Source organism: Paenibacillus periandrae (genome assembly GCF_022458865.1).
In the GTDB taxonomy this organism is placed as follows: Bacteria; Bacillota; Bacilli; order Paenibacillales; family NBRC-103111; genus Paenibacillus_S; species Paenibacillus_S periandrae.
The window spans coordinates 89,015-110,908 of sequence record NZ_JAJNMU010000003.1 but is presented as its reverse complement, the minus strand read 5'-3'; the positions used below and the strand labels follow the sequence as shown (position 1 = coordinate 110,908).

General features: G+C 46.6%; 22 protein-coding genes, 3 tRNA genes and 1 pseudogene. 5 read left to right on the top strand and 21 right to left on the bottom strand.

The features are described 5' to 3' along the window. Positions 1-47: 47 nt before the first annotated feature. Entirely contained in the window at positions 48-713 is a 666-nt protein-coding gene (locus LRL21_RS05465; RefSeq protein ID WP_240414748.1) for a YigZ family protein, read from the bottom strand. A 101-nt stretch (positions 714-814) separates the two neighbouring features. After that, the gene (locus LRL21_RS05460) at positions 815-2,170 is read right to left on the bottom strand and encodes a glucose-6-phosphate isomerase (protein ID WP_240414747.1); all 1,356 of its coding nucleotides are present in this window, start codon (positions 2,168-2,170) and stop codon (positions 815-817) included. Positions 2,171-2,298: 128 nt separating this feature from the next. Between LRL21_RS05460 and LRL21_RS05455 the strand changes: the two genes are divergently transcribed. Further along, a complete protein-coding gene (locus LRL21_RS05455; protein ID WP_240414746.1) occupies positions 2,299-3,561 on the top strand; it encodes an NAD(P)-binding domain-containing protein in 1,263 nt (420 codons plus the stop codon). 93 nt (positions 3,562-3,654) lie between these two features. Here the strand turns inward: LRL21_RS05455 and ppnP are convergent, their stop codons facing one another. Then, entirely contained in the window at positions 3,655-3,972 is a 318-nt protein-coding gene (ppnP, locus tag LRL21_RS05450; RefSeq protein ID WP_076229664.1) for a pyrimidine/purine nucleoside phosphorylase, read from the bottom strand. 28 nt (positions 3,973-4,000) lie between these two features. Beyond that, entirely contained in the window at positions 4,001-6,010 is a 2,010-nt protein-coding gene (gene tkt, locus LRL21_RS05445; RefSeq protein WP_240414745.1) for a transketolase, read from the bottom strand. 273 nt (positions 6,011-6,283) lie between these two features. On the opposite strand from tkt, the gene LRL21_RS05440 reads away from it, so the two are divergent. Continuing rightward, positions 6,284-7,396, top strand: a complete 1,113-nt coding sequence (locus LRL21_RS05440; protein ID WP_240414744.1) for a GGDEF domain-containing protein — start codon at positions 6,284-6,286, stop codon at positions 7,394-7,396. A 71-nt stretch (positions 7,397-7,467) separates the two neighbouring features. Here LRL21_RS05440 and purU read toward each other — a convergent pair whose 3' ends face one another. Continuing rightward, the gene (purU, locus tag LRL21_RS05435) at positions 7,468-8,361 is read right to left on the bottom strand and encodes a formyltetrahydrofolate deformylase (protein WP_240414743.1); all 894 of its coding nucleotides are present in this window, start codon (positions 8,359-8,361) and stop codon (positions 7,468-7,470) included. Between the two features lie 44 nt (positions 8,362-8,405). Beyond that, positions 8,406-9,518 (bottom strand): deoxyribonuclease IV, encoded by a 1,113-nt coding sequence (locus tag LRL21_RS05430; protein WP_240414742.1) that lies wholly within the window; start codon positions 9,516-9,518, stop codon positions 8,406-8,408. A gap of 157 nt (positions 9,519-9,675) precedes the next feature. Between LRL21_RS05430 and LRL21_RS05425 the strand changes: the two genes are divergently transcribed. Next, complete coding sequence (locus tag LRL21_RS05425) at positions 9,676-10,101, top strand: DUF2621 domain-containing protein (protein WP_076229659.1); 426 nt, start codon at positions 9,676-9,678, stop codon at positions 10,099-10,101. Between the two features lie 138 nt (positions 10,102-10,239). Here LRL21_RS05425 and LRL21_RS05420 read toward each other — a convergent pair whose 3' ends face one another. From LRL21_RS05420 to LRL21_RS05370, 11 genes and pseudogenes are all read right to left on the bottom strand, one after another. Further along, positions 10,240-10,980, bottom strand: a complete 741-nt coding sequence (locus LRL21_RS05420) for a glycerophosphodiester phosphodiesterase (RefSeq protein ID WP_240414741.1) — start codon at positions 10,978-10,980, stop codon at positions 10,240-10,242. A 161-nt stretch (positions 10,981-11,141) separates the two neighbouring features. After that, on the bottom strand, positions 11,142-11,321 hold the full coding sequence (locus tag LRL21_RS05415) for a putative motility protein (RefSeq protein ID WP_240414740.1): 180 nt from the start codon (positions 11,319-11,321) through the stop codon (positions 11,142-11,144). Positions 11,322-11,427: 106 nt separating this feature from the next. Next, positions 11,428-11,688 (bottom strand): type III secretion system effector protein, encoded by a 261-nt coding sequence (locus LRL21_RS05410; protein ID WP_240414739.1) that lies wholly within the window; start codon positions 11,686-11,688, stop codon positions 11,428-11,430. Positions 11,689-11,706: 18 nt separating this feature from the next. Beyond that, positions 11,707-12,210, bottom strand: coding sequence for a DUF1003 domain-containing protein (locus LRL21_RS05405; RefSeq protein ID WP_240414738.1), 504 nt, complete (start codon positions 12,208-12,210; stop codon positions 11,707-11,709). Then, positions 12,210-12,446, bottom strand: a complete 237-nt coding sequence (locus LRL21_RS05400) for a helix-turn-helix domain-containing protein (protein WP_240414737.1) — start codon at positions 12,444-12,446, stop codon at positions 12,210-12,212. The genes LRL21_RS05405 and LRL21_RS05400 overlap by 1 nt, the downstream gene beginning before the upstream one ends. Before the next feature lie 130 nt (positions 12,447-12,576). After that, positions 12,577-14,046, bottom strand: a complete 1,470-nt coding sequence (locus LRL21_RS05395; RefSeq protein ID WP_240414736.1) for a GGDEF domain-containing protein — start codon at positions 14,044-14,046, stop codon at positions 12,577-12,579. 660 nt (positions 14,047-14,706) lie between these two features. Next, positions 14,707-14,793: pseudogene (locus LRL21_RS46755) on the bottom strand (CpsB/CapC family capsule biosynthesis tyrosine phosphatase); the annotation flags it as partial. A 336-nt stretch (positions 14,794-15,129) separates the two neighbouring features. Then, positions 15,130-15,211 (bottom strand) — tRNA-Leu (locus LRL21_RS05385). A gap of 738 nt (positions 15,212-15,949) precedes the next feature. After that, positions 15,950-16,038: transfer RNA gene (locus LRL21_RS05380), tRNA-Ser, on the bottom strand. A gap of 9 nt (positions 16,039-16,047) precedes the next feature. Next, a tRNA-Asn gene (locus LRL21_RS05375) sits at positions 16,048-16,123 on the bottom strand. A gap of 18 nt (positions 16,124-16,141) precedes the next feature. Beyond that, positions 16,142-16,615 carry a SprT family protein gene (locus LRL21_RS05370; RefSeq protein WP_076235409.1) on the bottom strand — a complete coding sequence of 158 codons (474 nt, stop codon included), beginning with the start codon at positions 16,613-16,615 and terminating at the stop codon, positions 16,142-16,144. A gap of 153 nt (positions 16,616-16,768) precedes the next feature. On the opposite strand from LRL21_RS05370, the gene LRL21_RS05365 reads away from it, so the two are divergent. Both LRL21_RS05365 and cmpA read left to right on the top strand, forming a co-directional pair. Then, the gene (locus LRL21_RS05365; protein ID WP_240414735.1) at positions 16,769-17,128 is read left to right on the top strand and encodes a hydrolase/acyltransferase; all 360 of its coding nucleotides are present in this window, start codon (positions 16,769-16,771) and stop codon (positions 17,126-17,128) included. Positions 17,129-17,242: 114 nt separating this feature from the next. After that, positions 17,243-17,374 (top strand): cortex morphogenetic protein CmpA, encoded by a 132-nt coding sequence (gene cmpA, locus LRL21_RS05360; RefSeq protein WP_240414734.1) that lies wholly within the window; start codon positions 17,243-17,245, stop codon positions 17,372-17,374. Positions 17,375-17,473: 99 nt separating this feature from the next. Here the strand turns inward: cmpA and LRL21_RS05355 are convergent, their stop codons facing one another. The 4 genes from LRL21_RS05355 to alr all read right to left on the bottom strand — a co-directional run bounded on the left by LRL21_RS05355 (position 17,474) and on the right by alr (position 21,829). Next, complete coding sequence (locus LRL21_RS05355; RefSeq protein ID WP_275900632.1) at positions 17,474-19,675, bottom strand: Tex family protein; 2,202 nt, start codon at positions 19,673-19,675, stop codon at positions 17,474-17,476. Positions 19,676-19,775: 100 nt separating this feature from the next. Then, on the bottom strand, positions 19,776-20,126 hold the full coding sequence (locus LRL21_RS05350) for a type II toxin-antitoxin system PemK/MazF family toxin (RefSeq protein ID WP_076235415.1): 351 nt from the start codon (positions 20,124-20,126) through the stop codon (positions 19,776-19,778). A 3-nt stretch (positions 20,127-20,129) separates the two neighbouring features. After that, positions 20,130-20,411 carry a CopG family ribbon-helix-helix protein gene (locus tag LRL21_RS05345; protein ID WP_076235529.1) on the bottom strand — a complete coding sequence of 94 codons (282 nt, stop codon included), beginning with the start codon at positions 20,409-20,411 and terminating at the stop codon, positions 20,130-20,132. 251 nt (positions 20,412-20,662) lie between these two features. After that, positions 20,663-21,829, bottom strand: a complete 1,167-nt coding sequence (gene alr / locus LRL21_RS05340; protein WP_240414733.1) for an alanine racemase — start codon at positions 21,827-21,829, stop codon at positions 20,663-20,665. Positions 21,830-21,894: the final 65 nt, after the last annotated feature.

The window sequence follows — 21,894 nt, the reverse complement described above, 5'->3', positions numbered from 1 at the left end:
ATGGTATAGCAAGAGGAAATATCGGGTATATGAGCTTATTAGTGAGCTTATATGTCTGTAGTGCCGGCCCCATCCTGATTCCCAACTGCATGCTCTATGTAACGTTCCTCACCCTGTATAATCATGCCTTGACCCTGTGTAACATCCTGTACCCACCCAGTGAACGCTTCCGCTTCACCTGCAGTCGGCAAACAGATCAGGGTTACCTTGTCCGTAAAATGGGTGTCTTCAACCAGTACTTTGCGACCGCGCAGCTCGTTCTCCATTTTGCCATGCCACGTATAGTCGATCTCCACCCGAATTTCCTTGTGCAGCACCTGATACACCGGGACGGCCGCGGCAATACCAATAACAGCTCCATCGGTATAGGCACGAATCAGTCCACCAGCCCCCAGCATAATTCCGCCAAAATAACGCGTAACCACGACGACGACGTTTTTCAGGCCCTGATTCTTGATAACCTCCAAAATCGGACGTCCTCCAGTCCCGCTCGGTTCTCCATCGTCAGATTGCTTCTGGATCTCATCCCGCTGCCCAATCATATAAGCCGAACAGTTATGATTAGCCAGCTTATGCTGCTGCTTGATGCTTTCGATAAAACGTACAGCCTCTTCCTCTGTAGCCACTGGCCTCGCATGTCCGATAAACCGGGATTTCTTGATCACCATCTCATCGATTCCCGGCCCTTTGACTGTTTTATACTGAGCCAGCATTGGCAAGCTCCCTCCTTATCCTCATTACAGTACCTGATCTGCAAAAAAGCAGCACACCCGTCAATAAGCTAAGGGTGCGCCGCTCGATCCAGCATCGTACACTACTTGGTAAGTCTAGCTTCCAGTTCTGCTTTTTCTTTCTCGTATCCAGGCTTGCCCAACAGCGCAAACATGTTCTTCTTGTAAGCCTCTACACCCGGCTGGTCGAATGGATTGACACCCATCAAGTAGCCGCTGATTCCGCAAGCCTTCTCGAAGAAATAGACCATGTATCCAAATGTGTACGCACTTGTATCCGGAATAGTGACGATCAGATTCGGTACGCCACCATCTGTGTGCGCCAGCATTGTACCTTCGAATGCTTTTTTGTTAACAAAATCCATCGTTTTTCCGCTCAGGAAATTAAGCCCGTCCAAGTCATTCTCGTCCGTACCGATCGTAATTTGCTCTGCGGCTTCCGCAACCTGGATCACGGTTTCAAACAATGTACGATTTCCCTCCTGGATGAATTGCCCCATGGAGTGCAGATCTGTTGAGAAATCAACAGCAGCCGGGAAAATCCCCTTGTAGTCCTTGCCTTCGCTTTCACCGAACAGCTGCTTCCACCATTCCGATACAAAGTGTAAAGAAGGCTCATAGTTAACTAAAATTTCTGTTGTTTTGCCTTTACGGTACAAGGCATTACGAACAGCTGCATATTGATAGCTTTCATTTTCCTCCAGCTTTGGATTGCTGTATACTTCCTTGGCATCCGCCGCGCCCTTCATGATGGCTTCGATATCAACACCGGCAGCAGCAATAGGCAGCAAGCCAACAGCGGTCAGCACCGAATAACGTCCGCCGACATCATCAGGAATCACAAAGGACTCATAACCCTCAGCTGTTGCCAGCTTCTTCAGGGCTCCCTTGGAATGATCCGTCGTTGCGTAGATCCGCTTACGCGCCTCTTCAACACCGTATTTCTTCTCCAACAGCTCACGGAAAATACGGAAGGCAATAGCCGGTTCTGTAGTTGTGCCTGATTTGGAAATCACATTAACGGAGACATCCTTGCCTTCAAGCAGCTGCAGCAAGTGAGTCACATAGGTCGAACTGATGTTATTGCCTACAAAATAAATCTCAGGCGTCTTGCGCTTGTCCTTGGGCAGCAGGTTGTAGAAGGAGTGGGACAGCATTTCAATCGCCGCTCTGGCTCCAAGGTAGGAACCCCCAATGCCAATAACAACAAGCGCATCCGAATCGGACTGGATCTTCTTGGCCGCTTGTTGAATGCGAGCGAATTCTTCCTTATCATAATCAACCGGCAGGTCGATCCAACCCAGATAGTCGGAACCCGCTCCTGATTTGTTATGTAACTGATCATGGGCCAATCGAACGGGATCGGTTAAATAGTCAATCTCGTGCTGCTGGATAAAAGAAAGAGCCTTGCTGTAATCAAATTTTAGCTTGTTACTCATTTGTCATCCTCCTGATAATCATTATCATGGGTACATAAGATAGGATACTGTAATAGTGAACTGAAATGCAAGTCCCTCATTCCCTCAGTCAGCTTGAAATGCTACAATAAGAACAGAGGTGATAGCTAATGAGGGTAGGATTTATTGGTCTGGGTACTATGGGTAAGCCCATGGTCATCAATTTATTGAACAAGGGTTATTTTGTAAAGGTTTACAATCGAACCGCGGATAAGACCGCCGAGGTTGTCGCTCTTGGTGCCGTTGCTGTGAGTTCAGCCATTGAGGTTGCACAGGAAACGGACGTCATTATGACCATGCTCAAGGACGATGCTGCTGTATTGGAGGTCATACTCGGTACTTCGGGAATCATTCACGGTTTGTCCGCTGGTCAGACAGTCATTGATTGCAGCACCATCTCGCCAGAGACAAGCCGTCAGATTCACGAGGCATTGCTGGAGCGTGCCGTAGACTTTCTGGACGCCCCTGTTACGGGCAGCAAACCGGCAGCCGAGAACGGTACACTCGCCTTTATGGCTGGCGGCAGATTCGCGGCACTCGACAAACAGCGTTCGCTATTTGAAGCAATTGGAACGAAGGTCATCTATATGGGTCCTTCAGGCTCCGGTTCCTCTGCAAAGCTCGCTCACAACACGATAGCCGCAGTCAACTTGCTTGGCTTTATCGAGGGCCTGGCAATAGCAACCAAAGCAGGTCTCGATCCCGAACGATTCGTCGAAGCTGTACTCGCAGGTGGCGCTTCCAGCAAACAGGCTGAATCCAAAGGCAGCAAAATCATCAATCGTGACTTCAGCACACAATTTTCATTGCAGTTAATGCTTAAGGATCTACTGCTGGCAGGTGAACTGTCCAACAGCTACCAATTGCCTTTGCCGCTGCAGAAAGCAGCAACCAACTTGTTCCAAATCGGTTTATCCAAAGGTTTCGGTGACCAGGATATGAGCGCAATCGTTCAATGCTACGAAGAATGGATGCAGACACTGGTCGTCAAACAAGCTTCCGGCTATGAGCGTCGCAAAAATACGCGTTTGCACATCGATATCCCGCTCATTTTATCAGTCCATCAATGGGAGCAGGAAGGCTCGTTCACCGGACAAACGATAGAAGGCAAGCTCTATGATTTATCAGAGAGCGGTATGCAGATCGTATCCTCGTTCCCGCTATCCTTGGATATGTTCGTCGTCATCCATTTCCCGAAGGAAGCGGATCTTCCTCCTATCACCGCTCGGGTCATCCGGATCGATAATGATAATGGAAGCTTCCGCTATGGATGCATGTTATCCGGACTGGCACCTTATGTACGTCTGAAAATCGAAGATTACATCGCTATCTATCCTTACATATCCGGAGATTACGAATCCACGTCGAAATAGCTTTCATCATACCGCGTAGTCTCAAAAATACCCTGTCCAACCGCGACAGGGTATTTGTTTTTCACTTTTAAGTGCGAGACCTCTTGAAAGCCACTATTCGGCGATGTATGAACAAATATAATCAGTAGCTGTTTTGACTTCTAGCTTGAATTTGGCATTAGCCGGAACGGTGAATTCACCTGTTCCGTTAATTTGCAGCCATTCCGTCGTGCCTGGCAGCAGTACGCTCAGTTCTCCGGCTTGAATCTCCATAATTTCCTTGGTATCCGTTCCGAATTCATATTCACCAGGCAGCATAATACCAAGCGTTTTTTTAGTACCATCGGCGAATACGATTGTACGGCTTGTTACTTTTCCGTCGAAGTATATATTCGCTTTTTTAATGACGCTCACTTGCTCAAATTGTGACATGGTTGGGCTCTCCTTTCACTATTGTTTCTTATTTCAACAGCTGCTTGACACGAGCTACTACATTCTCAACCGAGAAGCCATACTCTTTAATAACAACCGGGCCCGGAGCTGAAGCACCAAAGCGGTTAATGCCCAATACATCGCCTTGATCACCCACATAACGATCCCAGCCGAATGAATGTCCCATCTCAATCGCAAGACGCGCTTTAACGTCAGGAAGAATAACGGAATCTCTGTATTCCTGGGATTGCTTGTCGAACAGCTCCCAGCTTGGCATGCTGATGACACGAACAGCAATTCCTTCTGCAGCCAGTTCTTTCTGTGCAGCGATAGCCAATTGTACTTCTGTACCGGTAGCGATCAGCTGTGCTTGTGGTTGACCATTGTCCGCATCGGACACTACATAGGCACCACGTTTCAGCGAATCCTTCGCTTGTACAGTACCATCAAGTTTTGCTGCTGCTTGACGGGAGAAGATCAAGGCTACAGGACCCTTTTTATTCTCAACCGCATAACGCCAAGCTGCCGCTGTCTCGTCTCCATCTGCCGGACGGATCACAGTAACACCCGGAATTACGCGAAGTGCAGCCAGCTGCTCGATAGGCTCATGCGTAGGACCATCTTCACCGACACCGATGCTATCATGTGTAAATACATAGATGGCCGGTACACCCATGATGGAAGCCAGACGAATTGCCGGACGCAGGTAATCCGAGAATACGAAGAACGTACCGCCGAATACTTTCAACCCGCCATGCAGCAGCATTCCGTTAACCGCAGCACCCATACCGAATTCACGAACACCAAAGTAAATATTTTGGCCATTATAATTTTTGGCTGTTGCTACGCCAAGATCCTTCAAATGCGTCATTGTGGAGGACTCCAGGTCAGCAGATCCGCCCACAAGCCAAGGTACATTTTTGGCAATAGCATTCAATACGATACCGGAAGCTGTACGTGTACCTTTATCAGCAGGTGCGCCTTCTGGAATATCCTTATCCCAGCCTTCAGGAAGGTCGCCGCTAATAGCGGTTTCGAACTGCTTAGCCAGCTCTGGATAAGCTTTAGCATATTCAGCAAACATTTGATTCCAAGCTGCGTTGGTTTGAATACCTTTTTTCTTCACTTCAGCAAAATGCTCAGTTACAGCCGCAGGAACGAAGAAATCCTCTTCTGCTTCCCAAGCGTATGCCTTTTTCGTTAACACTACTTCTTCAAGACCAAGCGGAGAACCATGCGGTCCCAAATGTCCGCCCTTGCCGCCTTTGTTCGGGCTGCCGTATCCAATTACTGTTTTCACTTCAATTAAAGTAGGACGGTAATCCGTGTGAGCCTGATTTACAGCTTCATGAATGGCATTCAGGTCGTTGCCGTCGTCTACACGAAGCACCTGCCAGCCGTAGCCTTCAAAGCGCTGCATAACATTTTCGGAGAATGACAGGTTCAACTCGCCATCGAGCGAAATATCATTGGAATCGTACAAAACAACCAGCTTGCTCAGCTTTAAATGTCCTGCCAGTGAAGCTGCCTCGGAGGAAAGACCTTCCATCAGGTCGCCATCGCCGCAGATCACATATGTATAATGATCCACTACAGGGAACTTGTCTTTATTGTAAACAGCACCCATTTGTGCTTCTGCAAGCGCCATACCAACAGCCATGCCCAAGCCTTGTCCCAAAGGACCTGTAGTTGCGTCTACACCCGCTGTATGTCCAACCTCAGGATGACCCGGAGTTTTACTTCCCCATTGACGGAATTGCTTAAGCTCTTCCAACGGCAGGTCATAACCGCTTAGGTGAAGCAAGCTGTATAACAGCATAGATCCGTGGCCCGCGGATAATACAAACCGGTCGCGGTTAATCCAGGTCGGATTTTCTGGGTTATGATTCATAAATTTCGCGAACAGCTCGTACCCCATAGGTGCAGCACCCATTGGCATACCGGGGTGTCCGGATTTCGCTTTTTCAATTGCATCGATCGACAACGTACGAATCGTATCGATAGATAATTGTTCGATCGCTTTATTAATTACCGTCATAAATAGAACCTCCTAAATTTGTTGGCGCAATTTGGATTCCACACAGCTAAATATTGATCATGTTAACGTGTGCATAAAAGCCTTTAGCACAAAAAAGCTCACTCGCACCATTTTACCATTGTCCGTTTCGGTTTGCCAGCCAAAACCTGCGAACAACCCAAAAAAAATCATTTTTTAAAAGTAAGCTGCATACGAAGGAATTCTCCTTACGTTGACGAATATGTAGTATTCGGAATTAGAATGCAGGCTTAATTTGAACGATGGGAGTCGATCATGAATCATTTATTATTGGAGTTAGCTAATAAAAGTCAAACCTATCGAAAGATGCTCAACTTATATTGGATAACGATTATATTGACCATTGTGTTGGAGTTTTTGATCCATCGAATGGAAACCTTCTCGGCTCCCTATACGTTTTTCTACATATTGGTCATGCAAACCTTGGTGCTGTCTTGCATTACCGGAGTTGTCGAAATGCTGTACCGCTATCGCAAAATCCATAACGATGATCTGTTGATTGTGACCGGTATTATTTACGCGTCCAGCATTATTTATATGAACCCGACCATAGGCATCGTACCCGCGATTTATATATTCCCAATACTCACATCCGTACTCTCCTTTAACAAGAACCGAATCCTGCTTGCTTATTGTCTGGTTATTGTCAGCTTTACGGCTTTATATGCGTTCTCCCCGATTCTTCGTGTCAGCATGCAATCTAACGAAATCATTGGTATCCTGTTTCTTTATGTTGGGGTGACTGTTATTGCATTGACCATTTCAAGCAACGGCATTGAACTGCTTAACAATCTGAAGCATGCTACGCAGACCAAGCAGGAGCTGTTGGTCAAAACGATTATTATGGACAAGCTGTCCAAGATGGATGCTTTAACCGATCTGTACAATCATAAAACCTTTCATGAATATTTGGAAAAGCTGATTGATCAAAATGAACGCAACCACCTTCCACTGCAGCTGGCTATTCTCGATATCGATAATTTCAAGCATATTAATGATACCTATGGTCATTGGGTGGGAGACATTATTTTACAGAGGGTTGCCCTGATCATCAAAGAAACCGTAACCTCCAACGATTTTGTCGCCCGCTATGGAGGCGAGGAATTTGCTATTATTTTTGCCGATAAGACGATGGATCAATCGTATCTCATTGCTGAGCAGATCCGCCAAAAGCTCCATGTCACGCTGCACCCCGAACTGGATTCCAAAGCTGCAACGATCAGCATAGGTTTGCAAAACTATGCCGCAGGTGAAGGCAAGGAGGCTCTGTTCAGAGGAGCAGATGCTTCGCTCTATAAGGCCAAGCGATCCGGCAAGAACAAAACCGTCGTTCAAATACCTGCTGCTCAGCAATCCGCTGGAGGATGATCCAGACCGCGAACAGGACAAAAAGACTGCCCTTTGGAATAAAGGTACAGTCTTTTTTGGCGTTGTGCTATTTAGTTAAAAACAACGGTTTTGTTACCGTGCACGATAACCCGATCTTCAACATGCCACGAAACGGCACGTGCCAGCACGATTCGCTCGATATGGCGACCAATTCGTTTGAGATCGTCAACGTTGTCACGATGACTGACGCGCTGCACATCCTGCTCGATAATCGGACCTCCATCAAGCTCCTCGGTTACGTAGTGTGCAGTAGCCCCGATAATTTTCACGCCTCGATTATGAGCCTGTGCATAAGGCTTGCCGCCGACAAAGGCAGGTAGAAATGAATGATGAATATTAATAATCCGATTAGCAAAATGTTCAATAAATTTAGGTGAAATAATCTGCATGTATCTTGCCAGCACAACAGCATCCACTTGACCCATGACCAATTCAAGCTGTCTGCGCTCGGCTTCAGCCTTCGTGTCGGCCGTGACCGGAATATGGTGATACGCGATTCCGAACGATTCCACTAAACCACGAAGATCATTGTGATTGCTAATAACCATCGCGATCTCTGCTTCCAGATCTCCAGCCTGCCACTGCCACAGCAGCTCAAGCAAAGCATGATCTTCCTTGGAAACAAAGATGGCCAGACGTTTCTTGCGTCCTGCACGGTTAATTGACCAATCCATACTGAACTGATCCGCTACTTTGGCAAAGTCATTCTTCAGCTGTTCCCGACGTCCATCCAAATTATCCAGATCAAATTCGATTCGAATATAGAACATTCCCCCTTGCGGGTCAATCGTGTATTGATCGGACTGAACAATGTTCGCTCCATGCTCAAATAAAAAACGTGAAACCGCGGCAACGATCCCTGGCTGATCCGGGCAGGCTACAAGCATCCTGGCCCGGTTTTTCAAATCATCTCTAATGCTCTTTGGTGCTATATTCGGTGTCATAATACGACTGGCTCCTTATAGATTCATTTTATAGGCAGGATGGTTTATTTGCCTTTCGCAAACCAACCGGTTATCCGTTGATTGATCTGTTCTTCGCTTAGCTCAGGGAATAAGCTTTCTTCACTTACCGTGTCAAACAACCGTTCCATTGGCTCGCGTCCATCGGCCTTTTTGGCCTTTGCATCGGTCTTTAAGACATCCCAGGTCTGAAGCACGAAATCCCGGTGCCCGATATCCCGTTTCGTAAAGAAATGGGACAAGCGTTCTATATCTTCCATAAATTCGCTGCCAAAACGCTGTTCCACACTACCGTTAAGCAAAGCAATTTCCACTTCGTACATCGGCCGCTGTGTCTTATCGTTTTTGCCGATCCACGGTGTTTCCAAAATAAGCGGTAAATGCTTCAGTTTATCGTGGTGAACGACTCGGTTCATCGCTTCAAAGCCGATCCATCCAGCCCCTACCGGAGCATGGCGGTCTTTACCTGCGCCCTTCGGGTTTTTGCTGTCATTCAGATGCACCACGCCTATGCGGTCCAACCCGACAACCTTGTCAAAATGCTCCAGTACCCCGTCGAGGTTGTTAATAATATCATAGCCAGCATCATGAATATGGCACGTATCCATACAGACGGACAGCTTTCCATTATCCCCTACCATGCCAATGATCGCCGCAAGCTCTTCAAAGCTCCGTCCAAGCTCCGAGCCTTTACCTGCCATCGTCTCCAAAGCAATGTTCACATTCGTGTCCTTGACGCCCTCGAGCACTTCATTCAGTCCTTGAGCAATCCGTTTCAGACCGAATTCCGCATCCATATCCGTATAGGCGCCAGGGTGGAGTACAATTTGCTTCACACCCAAATAATCCGTGCGCCGAATTTCCTCCTGCAAGAAACGAACCGCAAGCTCGAACGTATCTTCCTTATAAGACCCCAAATTAATAATATAGGGCGCATGTACAATAATTTCACTCATGTTATGCTTGTCCATCACCGCTTTGCCCTCTTCGACATACTGCTCTTCGATCGGCTTACGGCGTGTATTTTGCGGGGCACCTGTATAAATCATAAATGTCGAAGAGCCGTAGGATACAGCCTCTGTCGCGGCATTCAACAATCCTTTATCTGAAAACGATACGTGGGAACCTATTCTGGGCATCGCAGGATTCATCTCCTTTATTTTTCACACCTCTCCATTTTACTCGGATTGGAGCAATAAATCTAGAAATATCACATGAAATATCGGGGCGTAACCGCCAGGAGCACTTTTGATGATCGCTAAAATAAGTTATACTAAGCATGAGGTGACAATTACGATGAACTCTTGGTTTATGTGGTTTATATTATTTTGGGTTTTCGTGCTCATCACGTTTATGTCAATTGGCGGCTTTTTTATGTTCCGCAAATTTATGAAGGTGCTGCCGAAGGCCGATGGCAAGTCCAAGCTTGATTGGCAAAATCATTATGTAGAAACGTCGCGGCATCTGTGGACCGATGAGTCCAAGGCGCTGCTGGATGTACTGGTCGATCCGGTGCCATCACCGTTCCGGGATATTGCGCGTCACTCGATTGCTGCCCGGATCGCACAACTCGCATTGGAAGGCAACGCATCCTCGATCACTCGGGAGCATTGCATCGAAGGTTATATTTTGGCCACTCCCAAACGCGATTACAATAGCTTGACCTCCTACCTGGACAAAAAGCAGATCGATTACAGCGCATACCGACATCTGCTGAATTAATACGATCTAACGGGTATGAGCAAAAAGGGCGTCTCCTCACAACCACTTTGGATGAGGGACAGCCCTTATTTATTTTGCCAGATCGAAGTTTCTTTTGGTAAAAATCGAATTGATTAAGCCTACGCTCCGCTGTCTTGCTTAACGGATGTCTCGCAATGCTTTCAATCTTCCCGGATAATCTGTAATGATACCCGAAACACCAGCATCCATTGCCTTGCGCAGTTCCTCATTCTCATTAATCGTGTAGGGATACACATATAAGCCGTTTTGTATCGCATCCTGTACGTCCTCTGCATCGATCAGGCGGTGATAAGGATGCAGGGAGAACACCTCAACTCCCACCGATTCTGCCATCCTCCGATGACTTTGAAAATTAGCCGTATACAGCAAGCCGATCTTAAGCTCAGGCTCCGCCTGCTTCAGACGAACCAATATTTTATGATCAAAGGAAGATACGATCACGTTATGAAAACGGTCAAACTGCTGAAGAAGCTCAAGCAATCGCTGCTCCAGACGGCTGCTATAGGCGCACTTCACTTCTATATTTATGAGGATATTGGGTGGTATAAGCGCGAACACCTCTTCTAATACAGGAAGCTTCTCTCCAGCAAAATGGGGAGAAAACCAGCCGCCCGCGTCCAGCTTCTGAAGCTCTTCCTGTGTCATTACGCTAATCAAGCCTTGGCCATTGGTTGTGCGGTCCACACTGGCATCATGGCATACGATAAGTGCTCCATCCACAGATTCGTGGATATCGAGCTCTAACGCCTCTGCTCCCTGCTCCACAGCGAGCGCAAATGAACCGAGTGTATTTTCAGGAGCTTCTCCCGCCGCCCCGCGATGGCCGATGATGATTGTTGTATTCCCGTTTGTTTGCATAATGCGATCCTCCTACAGTTGTATTGCAAGCTGGAAAGCTTGTCTGGCAAGCCTCTCTTTCAGATACCGATCCTCGTTTACGGTAACCATTCAAATAATGAACAGGGTCAAGCTCCGCTAATCGCAGACGCTTAACCCTGTTCCCAATAGATTGTGGGCAATCAAATTCGAATATCCAACGTTTTGCCTAGATTCGGATGCTGAGCCGCAGCAAAGTCCTGCAGCATCACAGCAGCCTGGGCAGCTTGTGTATCCTGTACTTTCCCTAACAAGGTAATTCCAACGGCTTGTCTCAAAGCATCTCCAGTACTGACAGCAGCTAATGCACTACTAATATCCATGTTATCACCTGCTCCCCTGGTTCAATATTTAAGCCCACCTCATACCTATCGGCTAATAAGCATACATTTTTTAGCTGCAGTGCTCTTGAGTTTTCCTTTTTGCCGGTTACTCCCTAAGTGCATCACGCAGTTTGCTGGACATGCTGCCTTCGTCTTTGCTGTGTAGAATATCCCTGAGTCTAACGATCTCCTGCTTTAATCTTCTGTTTTCCTGGCTGAGCTTCTCCATATTATCCAGCATGATCGGCTCCCGCTCAAGAGCATCCAAAGCACTCCTCACACCTTGAACGAAGTCGTCGCTGCCATGTATAAGCTGATGAAGCTGGTCCCGCAATTCATTGCATTTATTCTTATGAAGATCACTCATGTTTATCCACCTATACATTTATTTTCTATGCAGCAGCAACTGCTTGATTTCCGCCAGTTCTGACCTGATTTCATTTTTAAACTCTAATAAATTCACTTCGCTCATTTTATTTTCAAGCTGATGCAAATGATTGCGAATTTGGTGAATCTCTTGCTCTGCTTTATAGTTGATGGCATAGTCAATCACAGATTCCTGCTTATCCCGAGCCGCTTGCCTATTTTGCGACATCATAATGATAGGTGCCTGAAAGCCTGCCAGGAAAGATAATACCAGGTTTAACAAAATAAAAGGCGATTCGTCAAAATGAATGACTTTAGTAAAAGTTAAGCTATTGACAACAATCCACAAGATCAAAACGGCAAAGAATACATTAATAAATTTCCAGCTGCCACCAAACTCAGCTATTCGATCTGCAAGCCTGTCCGACCACTTGGTGGAATGGAAATAATCATCATTCAGTCTGGATGTGACTTTTTGTTCGAAATCTTCCACCAATCGCTCAATTCTGCGTTGCTTGTCCATTACTCATTTCCTTCCCTGTCAGAAGCATACCCGGCAATGGCCAGTAGTTCTCGTTCTCCATTATGCTCGACCTTCAGCGCATAGGCAAGGGATATTACAATATCTCTGGATGGATGAATCCTGCCGTTCTCGATTGAATTCAGGATGGAATAGCTGATGCCCGTTTTCTCACCGAGCTTGCGTAAGGAAAGGTCCCTCTGCTGTCGTAACTCCTTCAGCTTGCTTGCAAATTCCATTGGTCTTTCTCCTCTGCATGGTTTCGATTGTGATGCCGATCATATAGGATTGCTGTAACTGTATTATACCATCAAGGGATTCAACTCGTTCAACTCGGCTGCAGCCATCATTCGGGAAGGTGACCGATGTTTATTTCGTTTCATAAAAGTTATATTGATTTTTACCCATTTGTTTCGATACGTATAAAGCCTTATCGGCATTTTTACTTAAAACCTCCGAATCTCGGCCATGCTCCGGAAAAAGCGATATACCGATACTTACTGTAACTTTACCTCCCTGCAGCGGAAATTGTCCCTCAGTACGCGCTACGATCTCATCGATAATTTTTTGAGCTGTATCTCCCGCATCTCGCTTACTTGTAAAGGGCAGGATGAGCACAAATTCATCTCCGCCAAGCCTTATCGAGACATCCTGCTTGCGAGCGATGGAACGGATGCATCCAGCTACGCATTTCAACAGCTGATCCCCGCTGTCATGTCCCAATTGATCATTGACCAGTTTAAAATTATCGAGATCAATCATCAGCAATCCGGTTGTTCCCCTATCTTTAGCAATTGCCGACTTTATCGCATCATCAAAAGCCGCTCTATTCTTCAAACCTGTCAAACTGTCATGAAAAGCAAGATACATCGGTCTCGCCACCCATCTGGAAATGACCAAAGATAGAGCAACGGTAATGATCAAAACGATTGTAAGTTGAATAACAACATCTCTTTGGTTAGCTCTAAGCGTGTCAAACAAATCCTTCTCATTATAAATAATTTCCAAAATTTTGCTTTTTGTTGTTCCGGTGTCATAGTCGGACATATAATGAACATAGCGGAAGATGACGGGATCTCCATTCCATTCCCCTCTGTACTCTGTCGTATCTCCAGATCGCAGTGTTTGTTCGAACGCAGCCCTTCTTTCCTGCGACAACTTTCTCGTCTCACTAACCGGCTCTCCCAACCGGTTGCCTCCGATGTTAAGTACATTGACCTCATTAATAGAAGGATAATTATTTACAAATTGTTTGATCTTACTCAAAAAATTAAACTCAGTGAAAATAGCACTATTTTCGATAGAATAGCCTAGTTGAATGATATACTTCATATCCGGTGTTGCGATATAGCTGTATTTTTTTAGATACCCAGTGGTTTGCTCGGTATCAATGCCATCATGATAGAATTCGCCTGATGTACGCCTCTCCTCTAAAATCGGCACCATCTTCCGGCAACAAGCTGCAAAATCAAGGCTAATGTCCTTCTCGAAGCTGCTGTAGGTAATAACGTTCTCACTATTAATAATATAAACATCCATTGCAAAGTCTTCTTTAAGCTGAGCAAAATCCCATTCAACAAATGAAGGGTTAGACTTATACTTATCCAGCAGTGCATAGGACTTTTCTCTCATTTTATCCGCAATTTGATTACCAAACAACTCATATGCTTTTTCAATGGTCTCCAACGCATACTTAGCCATCTTTTCATATTGTTCCACTTGCTCTAATTTATTCTTACTTGCTTGATCTCTAAGCCTGATTTGGTCTGATACCGCTATAGAGAAAGAGATGGATGCTGCAAATATAATCAAGGTCAACGTCAACTTGAGTCCGAACATAGAGCTCACTCCAAGCACCTCACAATAAACCTGCTGTATGTGGATAAGAATAATACTATTATCGGCATGTTAGGACTAAAGTTGTAGTAAGGCGAACGCTGACTCTTGTCCAGGATGATTTGGCCGCTCCGTTCATTATTCACCGTACTTCTAAAAAATCCCGCTTCCTCATGATGAGGAACGGGATTTGTACACATGATTATATATGAAGCAAAGAAAATACAATCCATGGGGATAATTGATGGGCATCATTGATGTATGAATGCTACTTCTCCATGTACCACCATTCCATACTGTCACTACCAGAAGTCTTAATGACTAGGTCGATAAAATGGAATTCATCCGCGCAAGGATTTGCTGTACAGCTCTTCTCCGGCTATCTCTCTTACTACACGAATACCCTCAGACAACATTGCTCTAGCAACACGAACCGTCGAGCGGAGTCTAATTAAAAGAAATGATCCTGATTGGCATAATCATAGACATAGGCTGCATTCTCCAGCCTTACTTCACTGCCTGGGTGTACCGTAATGGCAATCCCTGCGCGGTCCAGCTCCTGTTGCAATTGTTCAATTTTCTGAAGCCGAGGCTCGTTTCGGTCATAAAGGTGTTACAGAAGTGTGGTGTAGTAGCGATAATATGCCGAATACCGTCTTCGTAAGCAAATCTGTCCATTTCCACAGACTCCTTTAAGGTCTTGGCCCCATCATCGATACCATCTAATAGGTGGCAATGAATATCAATCAATGTGTAATTCCTCCTTAATCTCCCGCTTGTGTGGTCGTTGTTTTTATTGCTTCAGAGATGTTAAATTTCTGAGATGTTGAGCTTCAAACGCGTTAAAGCTGCGAAATAGTGTATTGTATTATGCTGTTTTATTCCAGCACATTACTAGGTTAAAAAAGCAGGGGCTCCTAAAATTTGCTTTCACGATATGCGCCAGGTGTGGTGAATAAGTACCGCTACGCTCACTCACCACAACTCTAAAGGAAAAGGTCTTTTTGCGTTAATCAAGAATGAGAAAATCTAAAAAAAGAAGAAAAGCCCTTAGCATTCAAGGGTTTTTCTTCTTCAAATCCTATATGCGGTCGGCGGGATTTGAACCCGCACGTCCATGGGACACTACCCCCTCAAGATAGCGTGTCTGCCGTTCCACCACGACCGCGTAAGAGAAATCAATTTGAGGGCTAACTTATCACCGATTTGGCGACAAAATTTATTATAACTTAAACATTCTGCCGTTGACAAGTGTTTTTTCAGTTCCATTATAAATTCGTTAGATAAGAGAGATGCTCGCGACTCCGTACACGAGACTTTTGCGGCCTATAACGCCGCTCCGACGCCCCCTCTGCTCGGGTTCGAACCCCTCTTGGCTATCCGAGCGCAGCAAAAAACCGCCATTATACACGGCGGTTTTATTGCTTGCTATTTTACGGAGAGAGAGGGATCCTCGCGACTTCGAACACGAGACTTTTGCGGCCTACAACGCCGCTCCGACGCCCCCTCTGCTCGGGTTCAAATCCCTCTTGGCTATCCGAGCGCAGCAAAAAACCGCCATTATACACGGCGGTTTTATTGCTTGCTATTTTACGGAGAGAGAGGGATGCTCGCGGACTCCGTACGCGAGACTTTTGCGGCCTATAACGCCGCTCCGACGCCCCCTCTGCTCGGGTTCGAATCCCTCTTAGCTATCCGAGCACAGCAAAAAACCGCCATTATACACGGCGGTTTTATTGCTTGCTATTTAACGGAGAGAGAGGGATGCTCGCGACTTCGTATGCGAGACTACGCGGCTTATAACGCCGCTCCGACGCCCCCTCTGCTCGGGTTCGAACCCCTCTTGGCTCTCCGAGCGCAGCAAAAAACCGCCATTTACACGGCGGTTTAATTGCTTGCTATTTTACGGAGAGAGAGGGATTCGAACCCTCGCACCACTTACGCAGTCTAACCCCTTAGCAGAGGGTCCCCTTATAGCCACTTGGGTATCTCTCCTTAAAGAAATGGCTCCCCGAACAGGACTCGAACCTGTGACAACTCGATTAACAGTCGAGTGCTCTACCAACTGAGCTATCAGGGAACAACAATTGTTAATTTATCACGAATGCTGCTGCAAGTCAAGCTTGATCAGCTTCAATTTCCCGCTGCAATTTCCACAAGCATATTTTTTCGGATCCAGCTTTCGTTTGCGTATATATTCAGTCCGACAGCTTGTACAAACCAATTTATAGCGATAAGGCTCCTTACGCTTAACCGTAGGTAAGGAACGGCAAAATCGCGTTCCCCCCACCTTTTGCAATAAGGTTTTGAATTCCTCATCCCGATGCTGGTAGCCACGCCCCAAAATATGCAAATGGTAATGGCACAGCTCGTGTTTAATGATCTTTTCGACATCGTCCGCACCAAACTGTTCGAGCTGCCGCCGACTGATTTCAATATGGTGAGATTTGGTGAAATACCGTCCACCTGTTGAGGTTAATCTTCCATTGAAGGTAGCCTTATGCAAAAAAGGACGCCCAAAGAACGCCAGCGAAATTCGCTCCACCCATTGCTGCAGTTGTTCGTCCTCCATGAATTCCCTTCTTTCACAGCATCCGCTTTTCTTTTCATATTCTCACTTGAATTGTAACCGCAGCATAGGCTACACTGTCAAGTAGGTAAACGCATTTCCCTATTTTCGCAGTATTTAACCGAACCACAAGCACGAGAGGAGTCCTAACCGACTATGTCCACAATGAGATACGCTATCCTTCAGTACATCGATCATATTGAGTTTGTCGAAATGCCTGCAACACATGCGTACCAGCTGACCGCTTTGCATTTGCGTTTGCATAAGGAATTGGAAAAGCTGACCGCTTCGAACCTACCTTTCTTACCCAAGGTGATTGCCGAATGCGATGCCCTGGACTTGGTAAGCACGGGCTACACGCTTCATCATGGATTGGCATATATCAACCAGCTTGAGCAAACGTTTGCCGCGATTAACGAGCAGGCTTATCCGCTCGTCTCCTTGTTGACCGAAATCCGCGCCCTGCAGGCTCAGCTTGAGCAGTGGTACGAGGATGAAGAAGAACTGACTAATTAGGACCTGCACCCACACGCCCACCCTGCCATATCCTAAACCATCGAGAAAAAGTTGAAGGCTGCGTAGACACCTTTTTAACTTGATCAAGGCAGGTCGGGAAGGGGGCTGGTTCTTTTGCCACAATGGCTGTGCAATCAATTAATGAGAGCCTATTACAACAAAAACCGCAGACAAATTCGTCTGTTGAACGATTGCTGGTTTTTTTACCGGACACGCATTGAGGAATCGTCTACATCCCAGCTGTAGCCGAATCCGAAGCACCTCAAAACATTTAGAGCACAGACCAGCGAGTCTTCACTCACCGGGCTATGCTCTATTTCAATTTATTGATATTGTTCAAAAAAATCAGGAAGGATTTTTCATCGTCAGGCTTACCCGCCCTTTTTTCAAGTCGACACTCAGTACCCATACGGTGACGGTATCGCCAACAGAAACAACATCCTTCGGATGCTTAACGAACGTATTGCTCAGCTGTGAAATATGGACCAGCCCATCGTTTTTGATCCCGATATCGACAAAAGCGCCAAAATCGATTACATTGCGAACCGTACCCTGCAGTTCCATCCCCGCAGTCAAATCCTCAATCTTCAGTACATCCGTGCGAAAAATCGGCGCCGGCAGCTCATCCCGTGGATCACGACCTGGGCGCTGCAAGCTATCCAAAATATCACGCAGCGTCGGCACACCAACTCCAAGCTTGGTAGCCAGCTCCACCGGCTCAACCGCCTGCAGCAGCTCCTTCAGCTTCTGAGAGCCTACTTCCTTCAGCTCCAGCTTCAACTCACGGAACAGCTTATCCACCGCGTCGTAGGATTCTGGATGAATAGGTGTGTTGTCCAGTGGATTTTTGCCCTCGCTAATGCGCATAAAGCCGGCACACTGCTCATAGGCCTTCGCACCAAGACGTGGTACCTTTTGCAGCTGCGAGCGGTTGGTAAATTTGCCGTTATCCTCACGATATTTGACAATGTTCTTCGCTAATGTACTGTTGATACCGGAGACATAGGACAATAACGATGGTGAAGCCGTATTCACATCTACACCAACATGGTTCACTGCCGATTCCACGACAAAGGTGAGACTTTCATCCAGTCTTTTTTGCGTCACATCATGCTGGTATTGCCCTACACCGATCGCCTTCGGTTCGATTTTCACAAGCTCCGCGAGCGGGTCCTGGATCCGCCTTGCTATGGAGATAGCGCTGCGCTCAGCCACGTCCAGGTCTGGAAATTCACCTTGGGCCAGTTTGGAGGCTGAATACACACTTGCACCTGCCTCGTTGACGATTAAATATTGCAAGCTGCGGTTTTTGATCTCGGCAATCAATTCGGCTACGAACTGCTCCGTCTCCCGTGAAGCCGTACCGTTGCCAATAACAATCAGCTCGACACTGTAGGCTTCAATCAGCTTATGAAACTTCGCCTTGGCCTCCGTTATTTTGTTATTCGGCGGTGTTGGATAGGTAACCGCAATCTCCAGCATTTTACCTGTATCATCAACCACAGCGAGCTTACAGCCTGTGCGAAATGCCGGGTCAACACCAAGCACTACTTTGCCTTTAACCGGGGCCTGCAGCAGCAAATTACGCAAATTCTCGGCAAATACCTCGATCGCCTGCTCTTCTGCCTTTTCGGTCATTTCATTGCGCACTTCCCGGTCAACCGATGGAGCCAGCAGCCGTTTGTATGCATCCTCTACAACCGCAATCAATGTATCCCTGACAACCGATGGTCCTTTAATCAGCTGCTTGTTCATATAGTCATGAATTCGATCTGAGGGCACCTCGAGTGAAACTCGCAGCACATCCTCACGTTCCCCGCGATTAATCGCCAAAATCCGATGCGGTGGCAGCTTGCGAACCGGCTCCTGGTAGCTATAGTACATCTCGTATACGGATTCTGCAGCCGCATCCTTCGCTTCCGTATGTACAATGCCTTGGTCAAAAGTAAATCTTCGTACCCAGGCACGCACCTTGGCATCGTCTGCGATCTGCTCGGCGATAATGTCCTTGGCACCTTGAATGGCTTCGTCGGCTGTCTTGACGTTTTTCTCTTCGTTTACATACTTGCCTGCCTCGACCAACAGATCACCCTGACGCGGCTGAGACAAGATCCACCCGGCAAGCGGCTCCAGGCCTTTTTCCTTGGCAACACTGGCTCTTGTTTTCCGCTTCTGGCGATACGGCCGATACAGATCCTCAAGCTCCTGCAGCTTCACCGACTTTTCGATCGATACCTTCAATTCATCTGTCAGCTTGCCCTGCTCATCAATAAGCCGGATAACCTCAAGCTTGCGAGCTTCCAGATTACGCAGATAAGCCAACCGCTCTTCAATATCCCGCAGCTGGTTCTCATCCAGCTCGCCTGTCATCTCTTTACGGTAACGGGCGATAAAAGGAATCGTATTCCCTTCATCCAACAAACCTACCGTCGTGCGCACCTTACCCTCAGGCAGCTGCAGCTCGACTGCAATCTGCTTTTGGATACGCTCCAGTATTGCAGCTTTCATCGCACTATCCAGCTCTATATTCATCTTGCCTTCTTCCATTTGCAGCAATTCTTCCTTTGCCATCAATTCCTTGCCTCCTCAGCTAAATAAAAAACGAGAAGTCCACCAAGCGGACCCCTCGTCATCATCCCTGCATGCATCAAAACTCAATTAGTCCCACGCTAATTTGCAGTGAATCGTCCACCTTACGCATCGTCTCTTCATCCAGATGTGTGATTTTATCTGTAAGACGCTGCTTATCAATCGTACGAATTTGCTCCAATAAAATAACAGAATCCCTGTCAAAGCCATGGGCTTCCGCTTCAATCTCTACGTGCGTGGGCAGCTTTGCCTTTTGTATCTGGGCAGTAATCGCCGCCACAATGACAGTAGGACTAAAACGGTTACCGATATCGTTCTGAATAATCAGCACAGGTCGAATACCGCCTTGCTCCGATCCTACGACCGGAGATAGATCTGCAAAAAATACATCTCCACGTTTAACAATCAATAGTTACACCCCGCTTACTAAACGGTCAAGTGTGTTATCCGCTTCTTCCTCCGCCTGAAACGCTTCCGAAGCCATGTTTAAATTGATCTTTGCCATCTCCATGTAACCGCGCTGCATCGATTCCCTCAGGTGACGTTTTTTTCGTTCCACCAAATACAGCTTCATCGCCTGCCGAATAAATTCGCTTCGATTGGAGTTTTCCTTCTCCACGATCCCATCCACTTCCTGAAGCAGATAGTCAGGCAAGCTAATCATGATGCGTTTCGTGTTATGCGCATTGGACACCAAGCATACACCCCCAAAAACATACAAACATTAGTACCATTATGGCGAATATACAGACAATTTATTCAAATCAGTATATGCGCTTCGTATAGCTAATATGTTATACCGCTATAACTCCAAAAAATGTGTAAGCAGCATTCCCAGAAGTATGTGTTATACATATTCGCGATACATCGACAAAATCCTTTCCCGCAGCTACAAAAAAATCATAGGAAAAGATACCCACATTTTCAAAACCATTCGCTCTAACCTTAGCGCATCAAAGGATTAACCGTAGAAACCACAGCTCCATCGCGAATGTAGACACGGGGTACCCGATGTGAAATCATACAGGTGATCTCATAATTAATGGTACCCAGCCAATCGGCATGCTCATCCGCTGTAATCTGTTGATCACCTTGCTTACCAATAATCACAACTTCTTCTTCATTAAGAATATTATCCATCCCGGTCACATTTACCATACATTGATCCATACATATTCTGCCGACAATCGGCACCCGCTTACCTCTAACCAAAGCCTCGGCCTTACCCGTCAGCATCCTCGAGAACCCATCCGCATACCCGATCGGAAGCGTTGCTATCGTTTCCTCGCCTTGTGTCCGGTAAATCGTACCATAGCTGATTCCTGAACCGTGAGGTAGGCTTTTGACCATCACTACACCCGTTTTAACGCTGAGTACAGGCTCCAAAGCAATAATCTGATGGTTTACCTCTTCAGAAGGATATAAGCCGTACATAGCGATCCCGAGTCTCACCATATTATAAGATACATCCGGACAATCAATCGCCGCAGCGCTGTTACTGGCATGAACATAGGTGAACTCAATACCACGCTCACGAAAACCTTTTACTATACGATCAAACCTACGGTACTGCTCCAGCGTATAGGTTTTATCCGCATCATCCGCAGAGGCAAAGTGGGTAAAAATCCCCTCCACCAACAAGCCAGGGATACGTCGTGCTCGTTCGATCAGTTCTACTGCCTCTTGTTCAGTAACCAACCCCAACCGATTCATGCCCGAATCTACCTTAATATGAATAGATAGCGGCTTCTCTCTGGGCTCCAGACGTTCAAATGCATCCAAAACTTCATGACTATATACATTCACCGTTATATCGTGCTTCCAGGCCCATTCCAGCCCCTCTGGGGGCGTGTAGCCGAGTACTAGTATTGGAGCTGTAATACCTGCCTGCCTTAACTCCAATCCTTCATCCAGAAAAGCTACCGCAATATACGTCGCTCCACAGCGCAGCGCTTCCCGACTGACTTCTACTGCACCATGCCCATAGGCATCGGCTTTTACCACAACCATCATATTGACATGCTCAGGCAAAACCCGCCGAAATCCCTGCAAATTAGCCCGCAGCGCATCCAAAGAAATCTCCACCCGTGTCGGACGAAAATACGAATCCATACACATCCACCTTCTCCTAACAATCAAGAGAAGTCCCTTGAATCAAGGAACCTCCCCAAGTTGCA

Coding starts and splice junctions, on each gene's coding strand:
- LRL21_RS05465 (WP_240414748.1), bottom strand. CDS start 713: ATGCTGGCTCAGTATAAAACAGTCAAAGGGCCGGGAATCGATGAGATG.
- LRL21_RS05460 (WP_240414747.1), bottom strand. CDS start 2,170: ATGAGTAACAAGCTAAAATTTGATTACAGCAAGGCTCTTTCTTTTATC.
- LRL21_RS05455 (WP_240414746.1), top strand. CDS start 2,299: ATGAGGGTAGGATTTATTGGTCTGGGTACTATGGGTAAGCCCATGGTC.
- ppnP (WP_076229664.1), bottom strand. CDS start 3,972: ATGTCACAATTTGAGCAAGTGAGCGTCATTAAAAAAGCGAATATATAC.
- tkt (WP_240414745.1), bottom strand. CDS start 6,010: ATGACGGTAATTAATAAAGCGATCGAACAATTATCTATCGATACGATT.
- LRL21_RS05440 (WP_240414744.1), top strand. CDS start 6,284: ATGAATCATTTATTATTGGAGTTAGCTAATAAAAGTCAAACCTATCGA.
- purU (WP_240414743.1), bottom strand. CDS start 8,361: ATGACACCGAATATAGCACCAAAGAGCATTAGAGATGATTTGAAAAAC.
- LRL21_RS05430 (WP_240414742.1), bottom strand. CDS start 9,518: ATGCCCAGAATAGGTTCCCACGTATCGTTTTCAGATAAAGGATTGTTG.
- LRL21_RS05425 (WP_076229659.1), top strand. CDS start 9,676: ATGAACTCTTGGTTTATGTGGTTTATATTATTTTGGGTTTTCGTGCTC.
- LRL21_RS05420 (WP_240414741.1), bottom strand. CDS start 10,980: ATGCAAACAAACGGGAATACAACAATCATCATCGGCCATCGCGGGGCG.
- LRL21_RS05415 (WP_240414740.1), bottom strand. CDS start 11,321: ATGGATATTAGTAGTGCATTAGCTGCTGTCAGTACTGGAGATGCTTTG.
- LRL21_RS05410 (WP_240414739.1), bottom strand. CDS start 11,688: ATGAGTGATCTTCATAAGAATAAATGCAATGAATTGCGGGACCAGCTT.
- LRL21_RS05405 (WP_240414738.1), bottom strand. CDS start 12,210: ATGGACAAGCAACGCAGAATTGAGCGATTGGTGGAAGATTTCGAACAA.
- LRL21_RS05400 (WP_240414737.1), bottom strand. CDS start 12,446: ATGGAATTTGCAAGCAAGCTGAAGGAGTTACGACAGCAGAGGGACCTT.
- LRL21_RS05395 (WP_240414736.1), bottom strand. CDS start 14,046: ATGTTCGGACTCAAGTTGACGTTGACCTTGATTATATTTGCAGCATCC.
- LRL21_RS05370 (WP_076235409.1), bottom strand. CDS start 16,615: ATGGAGGACGAACAACTGCAGCAATGGGTGGAGCGAATTTCGCTGGCG.
- LRL21_RS05365 (WP_240414735.1), top strand. CDS start 16,769: ATGTCCACAATGAGATACGCTATCCTTCAGTACATCGATCATATTGAG.
- LRL21_RS05355 (WP_275900632.1), bottom strand. CDS start 19,675: ATGGAAGAAGGCAAGATGAATATAGAGCTGGATAGTGCGATGAAAGCT.
- alr (WP_240414733.1), bottom strand. CDS start 21,829: ATGGATTCGTATTTTCGTCCGACACGGGTGGAGATTTCTTTGGATGCG.